Here is a 15,028-nt window from a genome sequence, read left to right as displayed (position 1 = left end):
GCGAACCGCATCCTCGAGCAGCAGGGCTGACCGATGGCGACCGACGTCTACGCGGGGACCCTGGCCGCCGGTGAGCCGGTGGCCAGGGTCACCCGGTCCAGCCGGACGCGCACCCGCCGTCCGCGTCCGTCCTCGGGCGCAGCGCTCTACCGGCCCTGGTGGACCCCGTGGCTGTGGGTCGCGCCCGCGATCATCGTCATCGGGGTGTTCGGGGTCTTCCCGTTCCTCAACACCATCCTGCTGTCCTTCACGGACGCCCGGCCGCTCGGCGGCGGCGGCGGCTGGGTCGGCCTGGACAACTACTCGCGCATGGTCGCCGACCCGGCGTTCTGGCTCGCGGTGCGCAACTCCGTGCTCTACGCGGTCGTCGCGGTCCCGCTGCTCGTCGTCCTGCCGCTGATGCTCGCGCAGCTCGTGTACAAGAAGGTCCCCGCCATCGGGTTCTTCCGCACGGCGTTCTACGCACCCGTGGTCGCGTCGATGGTCGCGGTCGCGCTGGTGTGGCAGAACCTCGTGTCCGAGAACGGGCCGATCAACACCGCGCTCCAGCAGGTCGGGATCATCGACTCCCCGATCCCCTTCCTGTCGGACACGACGCTGCTGCTCCTCACCGCCGTCGCGCTGACCGTCTGGAAGGGCCTCGGGTGGTACATGATCTTCTACCTCTCCGCGCTCGCCAGCGTGCCCAAGGACCTGTACGAGGCCGCGTCGCTCGACGGCGCCGGCACGTTCCGCCAGTTCGTCCACGTCACCGTCCCCGGTGTCCGCCTCACGATGCTGCTCGTCGGCATCATGTCGGGCATCGGCTCCCTGCGGGTGTTCACCGAGATCTACATCCTCGGCGGTGCGACGGGCGGCGTCGGCGGCCAGGCACGGACCCTGCCGTTCTACATCCGAGACGTCGCGCTCGACCCGATCTCGGGGAACGTCGGCTACGGCGCGGCGATCTCCGTCGCCCTGTTCGTCCTCACGATCGGTCTCGCAGTCGCGTCGCACAAGCTCGGCTCCAAGGAGGAGGACTGATGACCTGGTGGCGCACGCACGGGCGCACCCGCGCGCTCGTGACGCGGTACGTCCTCCTGCTGGTCGTGCTCGCGATCTCCGTGGGCCCGCTCCTGTGGCAGTTCTTCTCGTCCCTCAAGGGACCGCAGGACGCCCTGTACGGGAGCAGCGCGACCTTCTTCCCGGCGAACCCGACGTTCGCGGCCTACCAGACCGTGTTCGAGCAGGTGCCGATGGGCCTGTACATCCGCAACAGCCTGATCATGTGCCTGCTCACGGTGTTCTCACAGGTCGTCTTCCCGACGCTCGCGGGCTACATGCTCTCGCGCCAGGGATGGCGGGGCCGCGGCGTCTTCTACTGGGTGCTCATCATCTCGATGATGTTCCCGTTCGAGTCGATCATGGTCTCGCTGTACACCCAGATCACCGACCTCGGCCTCGACGACTCGTTCATCGGCGTCTGGCTGCCCGGCGCGATCGCGGCGGTCAACGTCCTCATCACCCGGGCCGCGTTCAGTGCCGTGCCGAACGAGGTCGAGGACGCCGCGATGCTCGACGGCGCCGGCGAGGTCCGCCGGTTCTGGAAGATCTACCTCCCCGCGGCGCGGGGCGCGATGGTCGTCGTCGTCATCAACTCGTTCATCGCCGCCTGGGACGACTTCCTGTGGCCGTTCATCGTGCTGCGGTCGGAAGAGCTGTACACGCTCTCCCTCGGCCTGTCGCGCCTCGCGTCCTCGTCCCTCTCGTACGACCCGCGCGTCACCATGGCCGGGTCCATCATCGCCATCGTGCCGATCCTCGTGCTCTTCGTCGCACTGCAGCGGTACTTCTTCAAGGGTGTGGAATCAGGAGCAGTGAAGTGACCTCGAACCAGGACGTCGTCCAGGACGTCGCGCCGCAGGCGGCCAAGGACGTCATCGTGCCGACGGCGGACCAGCTGCGCTGGCAGCAGCTCGAGGTGGGCATGTTCTTCCACTTCGGCATCAACACGTTCCACGCCAAGGAGTGGAGCGACGGCTCCCTGCCGGCGTCGTCGTTCGACCCGACCGAGCTCGACGCCGACGAGTGGGTGGCCCTGGCCGTGGCCGCGGGCGCGAGGTACGTGGTGCTCACCGCGAAGCACCACGACGGGTTCTGCCTGTGGCCCACCGCGACCACCGACTACTCCGTCGCCTCGTCGCCGTGGCGCGACGGAAAGGGCGACGTGGTGGCCGAGGTCGCCGCTGCGTGCCGCGCCGCGGGGATCGGCCTCGGCCTGTACCTGTCCCCCTGGGACCGGAATCATCCGGCCTACCGGGACCCGGAGGCGTACGCCGACGTCTACGTCGCCCAGCTCACCGAGCTCTGCACCCGGTACGGGCCGCTCGTCGAGCTGTGGTTCGACGGTGCGGGCTCCGAGGGGTACACCTACGACTGGGCGCGCGCCATGGAGGTCGCGCGCACGCACCAGCCGCAGGCGATGGTGTTCAACATGGGCGCTCCGACGATCCGGTGGGTCGGCAACGAGGACGGGCTCGCGAGCGACCCCGTCGAGTACGTCGTGCACCACACGCAGATGAGCAACTACACGGTCGTCACGACGCAGTTCGCGGAGGCGCTGTACCTGCCCCCGGAGTGCGACGTGTCCGTGCGCCGGGGCTGGTTCTGGGCCGAGGACGACGAGCCCAAGTCGCTGGAGCACCTGCTGGCCATCTACTACCGGTCCGTCGGCCTGGGCGCGAACCTGCTGCTCAACGTCCCGCCGGACCGTCGTGGCCGCATCGCCCCGGCGGACGCCGCGGTGGTCACGGCGTTCGGCGACGAGGTCCGTGCGCGGTTCGGGGACCCCGTCGCGGCGGCCGTCACCCGCATCGGGGACACCACGTGGCGTGCCGACCTCGGCGACGAGCCCGTCGAGCTCGACCACGTGCTGGTCCGGGAGGACCTCACTACGGGCCAGCGGATCGCGCGGCACGAGGTCCGCCGCGGCGGGACCGTGGTGGCCGCGGGCGGCACGGTCGGGGCGGGGCGGCTGCACGTCCTGGACACCCCCGCCACGCGGGAGCTCGAGATCGAGCTGGAGGGCCCGGGCGCTCGCCTCGCAGAGGTGCTGGTGTTCCGGACCGGCCACCGGACCGCACCGGTGGTCCCGGAGGGTTACAGCGCGCCGACCGACTACCCGGAGGACTGAGCGCGTGCACGACCGGAACCTGCAGGACGTGACCGCGGCCGGGACGGTCCATCGCACGGACCTGAGTGGACCGGGCTGGACCGTGCGGCTGGGCGGAGCCCTAGCAGCCGGTGCGGACGGTCCGGCCGACGACGTCGTCGCGCGCCTGCGTGACGGGATCGCGGCGTCGGTCCCGGGGTGCGTCCACGACGACCTGCTCGCTGCGGGCGTCATCGCGGACCCGTACGTCGACGACAACGCCGCCGCGGTGCGCTGGGTGGGAGAGAGCGACTGGGTGTACGAGGCGGACGTCGAGCTGACGGACGCCCTCACGGCCGGCCGGGTCGAGCTCGTCCTCGACGGCCTCGCCACCGTCGCCACGGTCCGCGTCAACGGCCGTGAGGCCGTGGCGACGGCGAACATGCACCGCGCGTACGCGGTCGACGTGTCCGCGCTCGTCCGCCCTGGCGCGAACCGGCTTGCCGTCGAGCTCTCCTCGGCCGCACGGGCGATGCTCGCCGCCGACGACGGCACCCTGCCGTACGACTGGGCCTACCCGTACAACCGGCTGCGCGTCATGGCGTCGAGCGTGGGATGGGACTGGGCGCCTCCGCTGGTGTCGGCCGGCCTGTGGCGCCCCGCCCGGATCGAGGCGTGGAGCGGCGTACGGCTGCGTTCGCACGCGCGCGGCGAGGTCTCGGCGGACCTCGCCGGGCGCCGGGTCGTGGTCGCCGTCGAGCTCGACGGGCAGGACGGCGAGGTCGTCATGGGCGAGGTCGAGATCGGGTTCGGCGAGCACCGGTCGCGGCACGTGGTGATCGGCCGCGACGAGATCGTCCTCGACGTGCCGGACGCCGAGCTGTGGTGGCCGCGCGGGTACGGCGCCCCGACGCTCCACGAGGTCACCATCGCTCTCGTCGGGACGGACCAGGAGCAAGCCCACCGGGTCGGGCTGCGCCGCGTCGACCTCGACACGACTCCGGACGCGCACGGGCGCCGGTTCGTCGTCGTGGTCAACGGGCGCGAGGTCTTCGCGCTCGGCGCGAACTGGATCCCCGACGAGCTGCTGGTCTCGCGCATGACGGCCGGGCGCTACGCGGAGCGCGTGGACCAGGCGGTCGCGGCGAACATGAACATGCTGCGCGTGTGGGGCGGCGGCGTCTACGAGGCCGCCGCGTTCTACGCGGCCTGCGACGCCGCGGGGATGCTGGTCTGGCAGGACTTCGCGTTCGCCTGCGCCGCCTACCCCGAGGAGGAGCCGCTGCGCTCCGAGGTCGAGGCGGAGGCGCGGGAGCAGGTGCGCCGCCTCGCCGCGCACCCGAGCGTCGTCGTGTGGAACGGCTCCAACGAGAACCTCCAGGGCTGGAGCGACTGGGGCTGGCCCGACCGGGTCGGGACCCGCACGTGGGGCGAGGGGTACTACCGCCAGCTCCTGCCGCAGATCGTCGCCGAAGAGGCCCCGGGCACCCCCTACGTGCCGTCGAGCCCGTTCTCGTCGACCGACGGCGTCGGGCCGAACGTCGACGGGGAGGGCACGAGCCACCTCTGGGACCAGTGGAACCTGTACGACCACACGACGTACCGCCACCACGTCCCGCGCTTCGCCGCCGAGCTCGGATTCCAGGCCCCGCCCACGTGGGCGACGCTCGCGGCCGCGCTCACCGAGCGCCCGGTCGACGTGCGGGGCGACGCCCTCGCGACCCGCCAGCGGCAGGTCGGCGGGATGCGCCACCTCGTGCGCCGGCTCGACGGGCACGTCCCCGACCCCGACCGCCTGCTCGACGACGTCGACGACTGGTCCTGGGCGACCCAGCTCAACCAGGCCGACGCCCTGCGCACCGCCGCCGACCACCTGCGCGGCTCATGGCCGCGCACCGCCGGGATGCTCGTGTGGCAGCTCAACGACGCGTGGCCGGGGATCTCGTGGTCGGTGATCGACCACGGCGGGCGGCCCAAGCCCGGGTGGCACGCGCTGCGCCGGGCGTACGCGCCGCGCACCCTCTCGATCCAGCCGCACGACGGCGCACCCCGGGTGGTCCTCGTCAACGACACGGACGCGGTGTGGCGGGCGCGCGTCGTCGTGCGGCGCGTGCACGTCGTGGGCGGTCCGCTCGGCGCGCCGGCGGAGGTGGAGCACATGGTCGAGGTCGCGCCCCGGTCGGTCGCACGGTGGGACGTGCCGCCGCAGGTCGCGCTCGCCGGCGCTCGCCGCGACGAGGTGCTCGTGGCGGACTGCGACGGCCTGCGTGCGTGGTCCGCGCTGTGCCGCGAGGACGGCGTGCGCTGGGCCAGGCCGGCGCCGGCGGTCGAGGCCGAGAGGACCCCGCTGGGCTGGCGCGTGCGGATCACGGCGGACGTGGTGACCTGCGACGTCGCGCTGCTCGTCGACCGGCTCGACCCTGCGGCACGGGTCGACGACCTGCTGACGCTCCTGCTCCCCGGCGAGACCGTCGAGCTCGACGTGACCGGCGCCGAGGCCGCCGACCCGGCGGCGTTCGGCGCACGCCCCGTACTGAGGACGAGGAACGACCTGTGGCACCGATGACGCACGAGGCCCCCGCACCCTGCGTGCACGGCGCCGGGACCGACCCGGCTCGGCGGCGCGCCGCCGAGGTGATGGCAGGCATGTCTCTGCGCGAGCGGGTCGGCCAGCTCAACCAGCGGCTGCTCGGGTGGCAGGCCGTCGAGCGCACGGCCCAGGGGGCGTGGCGCACCACCGACCTGCTGCGCGAGGAGGTCGACCGGTGGGGCGGGCTGGGCGCGCTGTACGGCCTCTTCCGCGCCGACGCGTGGTCCGGGCGGGGCTGGGCCGACGGGATCCGGCCGGAGGAGCGGGCCGAGGTCGCCGCGCTCGTCGTCGACGAGGTGCGCGCCGCGTCCGGGCAGGACGTCGGGCCGCTGCTCGTCGAGGAGGCCCCCCACGGGCACCAGGCGCTCGGCGCCGAGCTGCTGCCCGTCAACCTGGCCGTGGGCGCCACCTGGGACGCCGAGCTGTACCGGCAGGCGTGCGCGTCGGTCGCCACGTCGCTGCGCGCCGACGGCGTGCACCTGGCGCTCGTGTCCACCCTCGACCTGCTCCAGGACCCCCGCTGGGGCCGCTCCGAGGAGTGCTACGGCGAGGTCCCGGCGCTGGCGGCGCGGATGACGGAGGCCGCGGTCGTGGGCATGCAGGGGCGCGACCGCTCGCGCCTGGCCGACGGGAGCGGCGTCGGCGTCGTCCTCAAGCACTTCGCCGCGCAGGGCGCCGGTGCCGGCGGCCGCAACGGGCACTCCGCTGCGCTGGGGCCGCGGGACCTCTCCGAGCTGCACCTGCCCGCCGCGCGCGCAGGGGTCGCGGCGGGGGCCCTCGGTCTCATGGCCGCGTACAACGACATCGACGGCGTCCCGTGCGTCGCGAACCGTGCGCTCCTGACCGACCTCCTGCGGGGGAAGTGGGGCTTCGACGGCCTGGTCATGGCCGACGGGCTCGCCGTCGACCGGATCGTCGAGCAGGCCGGGGGTCTGGTGGCGGCGGCCGCCACGGCGCTCCATGCCGGCGTCGACCTGTCGCTGTGGGACCGGTCGTTCACGATGCTGGAGGAGGCGGTGGCGCAGTCGCCCGACCTTCTGTCCCGCGCCGTGGACGAGGCCTGCCTGCGCGTGCTCACGGTCAAGGCCCGGTCGGGCCTCCTGGGGCCCGTGGACGAGGCGCGGCCCTCCGACCGTCCGGCCACCGGCGACCTCTCCGTCGCGATAGCCGCCCGGTCCGCGGTCCTGCTGCGCAACGAGCCCGCCGCGGGGGCGGACCGTCCCGCCCTGCCCGTCGCCCCCGGGGGACGGTGGGTCGTCACCGGTCCGCGCGCCGACGACGTCGACGCCCTGCTCGGCGACTACGTGGCCCCGCTCGCCCCGGACCGCCGGGTGTCGGTCGCGGATGCTCTGGTGGCGTCGGCCGGCGCGCACGGCGTGGTGGTCGAGCGCGCGGATGCCGACGACGTCCCCGCGGTCGCGGCGGCGGACGGGGTCGTGGTCGTGCTGGGCGGGTCGAGCCACCGCGCCTACACGGACGAGTTCGCGGGCAACGGCGCGAACGCCGGCCAGACCGCCGCGGACTGCGGCGAGGGCGTCGACCTCGCGTCCCCGGTGCTGCCCGCCGGGCAGGTCGAGACGCTCGTCGCGGTGCGCGCGGCGGCCCGCGGCCCCGTCGTCGCCGTCGTCCTCGCCGGGCGCCCGTACGTGCTCGCGGACGTCGTCGCGCACTCCGACGCCGTCCTCCTCGTCTTCTACCCGGGGCCGGCCGGGGGCCGGGTGGTCGCCGACCTGCTGCTCGGCGTGCGCCAGCCCGTCGGCCACCTGCCGGTGACGCTGCCCGCGCACCCGGGCGCGATCCCGGTGCGTGACGACGAGCGGATGCCCGCCGAGGGCGTCTACCGCGACGTCCCGGAGCCGGTGCTGGCACGCGTCGGGGACGGGATCGGCTACGGCGGTCTCGACGTCGACGGGGTCCGGCTCTCGGTGAGCGGCGAGGACCTGGTGGTCGAGGCGGACGTCCGTGCCGCCGCGGGGGACTGGGACGGCGAGGGCCTGCTGCTCGTCCGGTCGCGGCGCGTCGGCGGCGTGGACTGGGCGCGCACCGTCGTCGTCGGGTGGGAGCGTGTGAGCGTCGCCTCCGGGGACGGGGCGCGGGTGTCGATGCGCGTCCCGTGCGACGAGATCCTGCGCCCGGACCTGGCCCTCGCGGTCCTCGCGGACCGGCGCGCGCGCGTCGAGGTGGCACTCGCCGGGCGGCGGTGGTCGTTCGACGTCGCGCAGGACGGAGCCGGGGAGGTGACCGTCGATGGGGCTCGAGCCTGACGACGTGACCCTCGGTCGCGTCCGGCGCTTCGTCGACGAGCGGCTCACCCCGGCTCTGGACGCCGCGAGCGCGCCGATCACCGTGACGGCCTGGTCGCAGCCGGGGGAGCCCGTGCGCCCCGACGTGGTCCTGGCCCTGCCGGACGACGCATTCCACCCCGTGGCCCCGGGCGAGCCCTGGGGCGAGCCGTGGTCGACGACCTGGCTGCGGCTGCGCGGCGAGGTGCCGGCCGCGTGGGCGGGCGAGGAGTCGCTCGTCGACCTGGAGGTGGACCTCGGGTTCACGCGCGACACGCCCGGCTTCCAGGCCGAGGGCACGGCGCGCGCGCATGACGGCCGGGTGCTCAAGGGCATCTCGCCGTACAACCGGCGCGTGCCTCTCCCGCTCCTCCTGCGCGCGGACCGCACCGGCTGGGACGCATGGTCCGCCGGAGAGGCGGCCCTGCCGGTGGACGTGTGGGTGGAGGCCGCGGCCAACCCGGTCATGGACCCGGACTTCACCTTCGCTCCGACGCCGCTCGGCGACCCCGCGACGCTGCCCGCCGTCCCCCAGTACGCGTGGGGCGAGATCGGCCTGCGGCTGCGTGACGACGCCACGTGGGGGCTGTGGCGCGACGTGCGCGTCCTGCGCGAGCAGCTCGAGGTGCTGTCCGGCCCCGGGCTGCGTCGCGGCCGGGTCCTGCGGGCGCTCGCGCGCATGCTCGACGTCGTGCAGGTCGCGACGCCCGAGGCGCTCCGTGCGTCGGCCCCCGCGGCGCGCGCGGAGCTCGCCGGGGTGCTGGCCGAGGGCAACGGGGACGGCGGGCACGAGGTCGTGGCTGTCGGCCACGCGCACATCGACTCCGCCTGGCTGTGGCCCTTCCGGGAGACGCGCCGGAAGGTCGTGCGGACGTACTCCAACGCCCTCGCGCTGCTGGAGGAGTACCCCGAGACGACGTTCGTGACCTCCTCCGCGCAGCACCTCGCGTGGGTGCAGGAGAGCGAGCCGGAGCTGTTCGAGCGGATCCGGTCGGCCGTCGGCGCGGGCCGGTTCGTCCCGGTGGGCGGGATGTGGGTCGAGTCCGACACAGTGCTGCTGTCGGGGGAGTCCATGGCGCGACAGCTCCTGGAGGGGACCACCTGGTTCGCGGACGAGCTCGGGGTGCGGTGCCGCGAGGTGTGGCTGCCCGACTCGTTCGGCTACTCCGCCGCCCTGCCGCAGATCTTCCGTGCCGCCGGCATGCGCCGGTTCCTGTCGCAGAAGATGTCGTGGAACGACACCAACCGGATGCCGCACCACACGTTCACCTGGGAGGGGATCGACGGTTCGCGCGTGCTCGCGCACTTTCCGCCGGTCGACAACTACAACAGCGACCTCACCCCGCGCCAGCTCGCGCACGCGGAGGCGAACGTCGCGGACTCCGACACGGTGTCCGCCGAGCTCTCGCTCGCACCGAGCGGGTGGGGCGACGGCGGGGGCGGCCCGACGCGCGAGCACGCCGAGACGGCGCGGCGCGTGCGCGACCTCGCCGGCTCGGCCCGCGTGGCCTGGGGCACCCCCGAGGACTTCTTCGCCCGCTCGGAGGCGCTCGCCGCCGCCGCGCAGGAGCGGGGCGAGGCATCGCCCGTGTGGGTCGGTGAGATGCCGCTCGAGCTGCACCGCGGCATCTCGACGTCGCAGCAGCGGCTCAAGGCGGACAACCGGCGGAGCGAGTCGGCGCTGCGCGAGGCCGAGCTCTGGTGTGCGACGGCGACGCGGCGCACCGGGGCCGCCTACCCGCTCCACGAGCTGCGCGACCTGTGGCGTACCGTGCTGGTGCACCAGTTCCACGACGTGCTCCCGGGTTCGTCCATCGCCTGGGTGTACCAGGACGCGGCGCGCGACCACGAGCGGGTCCAGCTGCGGTGCGCCGAGCTGGTCGCGGGTGCGCTGGACGTGCTCGCCGGTCGGGCGCAGGGCGACCTGACAACCGGCCGGGGGGAGCTGTGGGCGAACCCTAGCCCCGTCGTCCTCGACGGCGTCCCGCCGCTGTCCGTGGGCCCGCGTCGCGCGGCGGAGTCTCTGCCCGCGCGGGCGGTCGGCGCGACGTGGATCCTCGAGGACGACGCGCTGCGCGTCGTCGTCGACGGATCCGGCCACGTGCTCTCGCTCGTCGACCTCACGACCGGGCGCGACGCGGTCGCCGCGGCGGGACCGGCCAACGTCGTGCGCCTGTTCCGCGACCTGCCCAACCGCTGGGACGCGTGGGACATCGACGCGCACGCGCACCGCGTGTCCCGGGACGTCCCCGAGGCCCGCGTCCGGGTCGAGGACGGCTCGATCGTCGTCGAGCGCGTGCTCGGGCCCGGTGACAGCACCCTGGCGCAGCGGCTCGAGCTCGTGGACGGCGCGCTCGAAGTGACGACGGCTGTGGACTGGAACGAGCGCGAGGAGCTCCTCGTGCTGTCGTGGCCGCTCGACGTGCGCGCGCAGGAGGTGGCGGCCGAGACGCAGTTCGGTCACGTCCGCCGCCCCACGCACCGCAACACGAGCTGGCAGTCGGCGCGGTTCGTCGACGTCGCCCACCGCTGGGTCCACGTGGGGGACGCCGGCTTCGGCGTCGGCATCGCCAACCGCACGACCCAGGGGTACGACGCGGCGAGCGAGGTCCGCCCCGACGGCGGGACCACGACGACGGTGAACCTGCACCTGCTCCGGGGACCGCAGTACCCCGACCCCGGGGCCGACCTCGGGCGGCACACGTTCGTCCACCGCCTGCGCCCCGGGGCCGACGTCGCCGACGCCGTTCGGGACGGCTACGCCCTGTCGCTCCCGCCGCGCCAGGTGTCGTCCGGGCGAGCAGCCGTCGAGCCGCTGGTGCGGGTCGACGGGCCGGGCCTCCTCGTGGAATCGGTCAAGCTCGCGCACGACGGGAGCGGGGACCTGGTCGTCCGGCTGTACGAGCCGTACGGCGCGCAGGCGAGCGCCGGGGTCGCGTTCGACGGGCCCGGGACGGTCGCGCGCGTCGACCTGCTCGAGGAGCCGCTCGGGGACGGGGCCGACGGCTGCCGCAGCTTCGAGGGATGGACGGCGGACGACGCGTGCGGAGCCGCACTGGTCGTGCGGCCCTTCGGCATCGTCACCCTTCGGGTGACAGAGGTGGGGGCCTGAGATGGAGACGAAGGGAATCACCATGACGACGAGGTCGCGACAGGGCGTCCCGGGTACCACGGTCGGCATCGACATGGGCGGGACGATGATCCGCGGAGGGTTGGTCGGCCCGGACGGCTCCCTGCGAGACGTCGTGCGCCGACCGCTGCCCGACAGCCCCCAGGCTCGGCACGCCGCGGTGCTCGACCTGGCCCGAGACCTCGGGCAGGACGCCTCTGCTGTCGGCATCGCGGTCGCCGGTGTGGTCGACGATGGTCGCCTCCTGCTCAGCGCGAACGTGGGCCTCGGTGATATCGACCTGCGTTCCGCTCTCGTCGAGTCCACGGGCCTGCCCTCCGAGGTGATCAACGACGCACAGGCCGCCGCTCTCGCCGAGGTCCACGGGAGCTCGGCGCCAGGCCTCGTCCTGGTCGTCACGGTCGGCACCGGGATCGGTGGCGCGGTCGTCCTGGACGGCACGCTCGTCCGAGGGCGAGGCTTCGCCGGCGAGATCGGCCACGTGGTGGTCGACCGCGGCGGCCTGTCCTGCGGTTGTGGCGCTGCCGGATGCTGGGAGGGCCTGGCGTCCGGAGAGGCGCTTCGTCGCGCCGCCGAGCGGGTGCTGCCGGGACCGGATCGCACGGTCGACCGCCTCGTCGCGGCCGCCGACTCGGGCGAGCCTGCGGCTGTCGGGGCCCTGATGGAGGCCGCCGAGGCCTTCGCCGACGGGCTCAACGGCATGTGCGCGGTCCTCGCGCCGCACCGCATCGTGCTGGGGGGTGGCGTGTTCGCCCGAGGTGGCCTCGTCGCCGACGTCTACCGGTCCCACGCCGCCACGAGGCGCTGGGTCCGAGGGGCGGAGATCACCATGGCCACCCTGGGCGACCATGCCGGTCTGCTCGGGGCCGGGCTGGCGGCCCGTGATCTCGTGGCCGACCCGCCGACGGACGTCCTCGCCACGCTCTGACCAGGGAGGCGCACCATGGCTCAGCACATCACTCCTCGTCTCGACCCGGCGATCGACACGACGCTACGGACGGCGGCCGACCGCGTGCGAAGGGTCGCCGGCGAGCGCATCGGCACGATGGTCGACCGGGCGCTGCGGCGCACCCTCACCGACACCATGACCGTCGGGACGGACGGCAGCACCTTCGTCATCACCGGTGACATCCCCGCGATGTGGCTGCGGGACTCGACCGTCCAGCTCACGCCCTACCTGAGGTTCCTCGCCGACTGTCCACCGCTGGCCACGCTCGTGGCCGGGGTCGTGCGGCGCCAGTTCGAGTGTCTGGACCACGACCCGTACGCCAACGCCTTCAACGACGGCCCCACCGGGGCTCGATACGACCCTGACGACATCTGCGTCGACCCTCACGTGTGGGAACAGAAGTACGAGGTCGACAGCCTGGCGTACCCGGTGACGCTCGCGCACCGGCTCTGGCGTGCCGACCCGGGCCAGGCGGCGCGGCTCTTCGACGAGCGCGCGCACCGGGTCCTCCGGGTGGTCGTCGACCAGCTGCGTGCCGAGCAACGACACGACGGCTCGACCTACCGCTTTTCCCGCGACACCGCGACTCCCACCGAGACGCTCGCGCGGGGCGGTCGGGGTACGCCCGTGGGAGTCACCGGGATGACCTGGAGCGGCTTCCGTCCCTCGGACGACGCATGCACGTACGGCTACAACGTGCCGGCCAACCTGTTCGCCGCACAGGCGCTCCTCGACCTGGCAGCGATCGCGGGCGAGGTCTACGCCGACGGCGTGCTGGCGCACGACGCGCGCTCTCTCTCCCGCGAGCTGGTCGACGGCGTCGCCACCCACGGGGTCGTGACCTCTCCCGGCGGCGACGAGCAGATCTACGCCTACGAGGTGGACGGCCTCGGCGGTGTCCTGTGCATGGACGACGCCAACACGCCGTCGCTCCTGTCGCTCCCTCTCGTCGCACCGGACGTGATCGACGCGACGATCTGGCAGGCGACGCGCAGGTTCGTCCTCAGCCCCGCCAATCCGTATTTCTTCACCGGGACGCTCGTGAGCGGCGTCGGCAGCCCGCACACGCTACGAGGCCATGTCTGGCCGATCGCCCTCGCCGTCGAAGGGCTGACCGGCACGCCCGATGACCGCAGACGCCTGCTCGAGCTGATCGCACGGGCGGACGGCGGCACAGGGCAGGTCCATGAGAGCTTCGATCCTTCCGACCCGACGCAGTACTCACGACCCTGGTTCTCCTGGGCCGACTCGATGTTCTGCGAGCTCGCGCTCGCCGTGGTCGACGACGCTGCCCGGGTCACCCTCGGGGTCCGGTCCCCGTCCGCGTAGCGTCGTCGAGCGGCTCCGCCGGGTCGGCGTCGACGAAGTCGACCAGCATGTCGAAGCTCATCATCTCGAAGATGTCGCGGACGAGCTGCGGAGCGCCGACCACCCGCGGGTGCGGGCCGTTCTCGCACGCGAGGACCACGAGGCGGACGCCGGACGAGTCGATGAACGTGACCCTGCGCATGTCGAGGGTCTTGCGGCCCTCGCCCGCAGCCTCCAGCGTGGCGTAGACCTCGTGGGCGACGGCGACGTCGATCTCGCCCCACATCTCCCACCGGAGCCCGTCGTCGCTCAGGTTGATACCACCGTGGGCGGCCATGATCCGTTCCTCTCGCACGCGTCTCCTGCTGGTGACCGGTGGCTTGATCGCAGGCGACGTCCAGTCTAGGTGCGGCCGCCGGGGGGTCCGGCCCGCGGGGTCAGCCCGCGGTGGCCTCCGGGCCGGGGAGGGTCTCCTCGACGTCGAGGAGGTGCGCGGCCATGCGCACGCGCGCGGCCTCGGCGTCCCCGGCGGCCAGGGCGCGCCAGACGGCCTCGTGGTCGCGCTGGGTGCGGGCCTCGGCACCCTCCTCGTGCAGCCCGCGCCAGAGCCGCTCCCGCGCGGTGCGGCCGGCGATGGCCTCGACGAGGGCGGTGATCACGGGGTTGCCGCCCTGGTCGGCGACGATCCGGTGGAACGCGGTGTCGGCCTCGATGAAGGCGGCGTGGTCGATCTCGTCCTGCGCGAGGGTGCTCGCCGCCTGCTCGAGCACGACGCGGGCCTCCTCCAGCGCCGCCGGGGTGATGCGGTGGGCGGCCAGGCCGGCGGCCTCGGTCTCGAGCACCCGCCGGACGGCGTGGAACGGGCGCGCGCTGGTGTCGCCGTGCAGGTCCACGACGAACTGCAGCGAGGACATGAGCCGGGCGGGGTCGAGGCTGGTGACGTACGTGCCGTCGCCCTGGCGGGTGTCGAGGACGCCGAGCACGGTGAGGGCGCGCACGCCCTCGCGCAGGGAGCCGCGGGAGACGCCGAGCCGGTCGGCGAGGTCCTTCTCCACGGGGAGCCGGTCGCCGGGGCCGAGCTCGCCGCCGGTGATCATGCGGCGGACGCCGTCGACGACCTCATCGGTGCGGGACATGACCTGGATTATGGCCCAGTTCCCGTGCGGGTGCACCGATTCCTCCGATGAATCGGGGGGCGTCCGTGCGTGGACCCGCCGCGGTCCGTAGCCTGGCGCGATGGCGGACCTCACGCTCGACCGGCTGCTGGACCTGGAGCACCAGGGGTGGGACGCGCTGTGCCGCAGCACCGGGGGCGCGTTCTACGGCGACCTCATGACGCCCGCCGCGCTCATGGTGCTCGTCGACGGCTCGGTGCTCGACCGCGACGCCGTCGTCGCCTCGCTGGACGGCGCGCCGCCGTGGGACTCCTACGACCTGCACGACGTGCGGCGCGTCGGGCTCGTGGACGGCGCCGCCGCGCTGGTCTACCGCGCGCGGGCGGTGCGCGGCGACGACCCGCCGTTCGTCGCGCTCATGGCCAGCACCTACGTCGTCGTCGACGGCGAGCCCCGGCTCGCGCTGTACCAGCAGACAACGCTGTGAGCGGGCCCCGGCCCGGTCTCCCCCCGGGGACCGGGCC

The 15,028-nt window shown here is 73.9% G+C and carries 11 protein-coding genes; 9 read left to right on the top strand and 2 right to left on the bottom strand.

All coding sequences use genetic code 11. The features are described from left to right. The first annotated feature begins 33 nt into the window (after nucleotides 1–33). From ACFWEK_RS09550 to ACFWEK_RS09515, 8 genes are all read left to right on the top strand, one after another. Nucleotides 34–1,023, top strand: a complete 990-nt coding sequence (locus ACFWEK_RS09550; RefSeq protein WP_430546485.1) for a carbohydrate ABC transporter permease — start codon at nucleotides 34–36, stop codon at nucleotides 1,021–1,023. Then, complete coding sequence (locus ACFWEK_RS09545) at nucleotides 1,023–1,865, top strand: carbohydrate ABC transporter permease (RefSeq protein ID WP_430546484.1); 843 nt, start codon at nucleotides 1,023–1,025, stop codon at nucleotides 1,863–1,865. Before ACFWEK_RS09550 ends, ACFWEK_RS09545 begins: the two co-directional genes overlap by 1 nt. Further along, nucleotides 1,862–3,172 (top strand): alpha-L-fucosidase, encoded by a 1,311-nt coding sequence (locus ACFWEK_RS09540; protein WP_430553893.1) that lies wholly within the window; start codon nucleotides 1,862–1,864, stop codon nucleotides 3,170–3,172. Before ACFWEK_RS09545 ends, ACFWEK_RS09540 begins: the two co-directional genes overlap by 4 nt. A gap of 4 nt (nucleotides 3,173–3,176) precedes the next feature. Beyond that, nucleotides 3,177–5,696: a glycoside hydrolase family 2 protein gene (locus tag ACFWEK_RS09535; RefSeq protein ID WP_430546482.1), complete on the top strand. Its 2,520-nt coding sequence runs from the start codon at nucleotides 3,177–3,179 to the stop codon at nucleotides 5,694–5,696. A gap of 71 nt (nucleotides 5,697–5,767) precedes the next feature. Beyond that, entirely contained in the window at nucleotides 5,768–7,984 is a 2,217-nt protein-coding gene (locus ACFWEK_RS09530; RefSeq protein WP_430553892.1) for a glycoside hydrolase family 3 N-terminal domain-containing protein, read from the top strand. After that, on the top strand, nucleotides 7,968–11,114 hold the full coding sequence (locus ACFWEK_RS09525; protein ID WP_430553891.1) for an alpha-mannosidase: 3,147 nt from the start codon (nucleotides 7,968–7,970) through the stop codon (nucleotides 11,112–11,114). Before ACFWEK_RS09530 ends, ACFWEK_RS09525 begins: the two co-directional genes overlap by 17 nt. A 1-nt stretch (nucleotide 11,115) precedes the next feature. After that, on the top strand, nucleotides 11,116–12,060 hold the full coding sequence (locus ACFWEK_RS09520) for an ROK family protein (RefSeq protein ID WP_430553890.1): 945 nt from the start codon (nucleotides 11,116–11,118) through the stop codon (nucleotides 12,058–12,060). A gap of 15 nt (nucleotides 12,061–12,075) precedes the next feature. Further along, nucleotides 12,076–13,410: a glycoside hydrolase family 125 protein gene (locus ACFWEK_RS09515; protein ID WP_430546479.1), complete on the top strand. Its 1,335-nt coding sequence runs from the start codon at nucleotides 12,076–12,078 to the stop codon at nucleotides 13,408–13,410. Here ACFWEK_RS09515 and ACFWEK_RS09510 read toward each other — a convergent pair. Together ACFWEK_RS09510 and ACFWEK_RS09505 are read right to left on the bottom strand one after the other, a co-directional pair. Then, nucleotides 13,379–13,726, bottom strand: coding sequence for an STAS domain-containing protein (locus ACFWEK_RS09510; RefSeq protein WP_430553889.1), 348 nt, complete (start codon nucleotides 13,724–13,726; stop codon nucleotides 13,379–13,381). The two genes, ACFWEK_RS09515 and ACFWEK_RS09510, sit on opposite strands and share 32 nt — an antisense overlap. Nucleotides 13,727–13,826: 100 nt before the next feature. After that, nucleotides 13,827–14,525, bottom strand: a complete 699-nt coding sequence (locus tag ACFWEK_RS09505) for a FadR/GntR family transcriptional regulator (RefSeq protein ID WP_430553888.1) — start codon at nucleotides 14,523–14,525, stop codon at nucleotides 13,827–13,829. A gap of 100 nt (nucleotides 14,526–14,625) precedes the next feature. Between ACFWEK_RS09505 and ACFWEK_RS09500 the strand changes: the two genes are divergently transcribed. Continuing rightward, nucleotides 14,626–14,991, top strand: coding sequence for a nuclear transport factor 2 family protein (locus ACFWEK_RS09500; protein WP_430553887.1), 366 nt, complete (start codon nucleotides 14,626–14,628; stop codon nucleotides 14,989–14,991). Nucleotides 14,992–15,028: the final 37 nt, after the last annotated feature.

This window comes from Isoptericola sp. NPDC060257, assembly GCF_042726645.1.
GTDB classification, from domain to species: domain Bacteria; phylum Actinomycetota; class Actinomycetes; order Actinomycetales; family Cellulomonadaceae; genus Isoptericola; species Isoptericola nanjingensis.
Note: the sequence above shows the minus strand (reverse complement) of the source record. Positions and strands in the feature narration are given on the sequence as shown.

Excerpts from the sequence above, each read along its gene's own strand:
- ACFWEK_RS09550 (WP_430546485.1), top strand. The coding sequence starts at position 34 with ATGGCGACCGACGTCTACGCGGGGACCCTGGCCGCCGGTGAGCCGGTG.
- ACFWEK_RS09545 (WP_430546484.1), top strand. The coding sequence starts at position 1,023 with ATGACCTGGTGGCGCACGCACGGGCGCACCCGCGCGCTCGTGACGCGG.
- ACFWEK_RS09530 (WP_430553892.1), top strand. The coding sequence starts at position 5,768 with ATGGCAGGCATGTCTCTGCGCGAGCGGGTCGGCCAGCTCAACCAGCGG.
- ACFWEK_RS09525 (WP_430553891.1), top strand. The coding sequence starts at position 7,968 with ATGGGGCTCGAGCCTGACGACGTGACCCTCGGTCGCGTCCGGCGCTTC.
- ACFWEK_RS09520 (WP_430553890.1), top strand. The coding sequence starts at position 11,116 with ATGGAGACGAAGGGAATCACCATGACGACGAGGTCGCGACAGGGCGTC.
- ACFWEK_RS09515 (WP_430546479.1), top strand. The coding sequence starts at position 12,076 with ATGGCTCAGCACATCACTCCTCGTCTCGACCCGGCGATCGACACGACG.
- ACFWEK_RS09510 (WP_430553889.1), bottom strand. The coding sequence starts at position 13,726 with ATGGCCGCCCACGGTGGTATCAACCTGAGCGACGACGGGCTCCGGTGG.
- ACFWEK_RS09505 (WP_430553888.1), bottom strand. The coding sequence starts at position 14,525 with ATGTCCCGCACCGATGAGGTCGTCGACGGCGTCCGCCGCATGATCACC.
- ACFWEK_RS09500 (WP_430553887.1), top strand. The coding sequence starts at position 14,626 with ATGGCGGACCTCACGCTCGACCGGCTGCTGGACCTGGAGCACCAGGGG.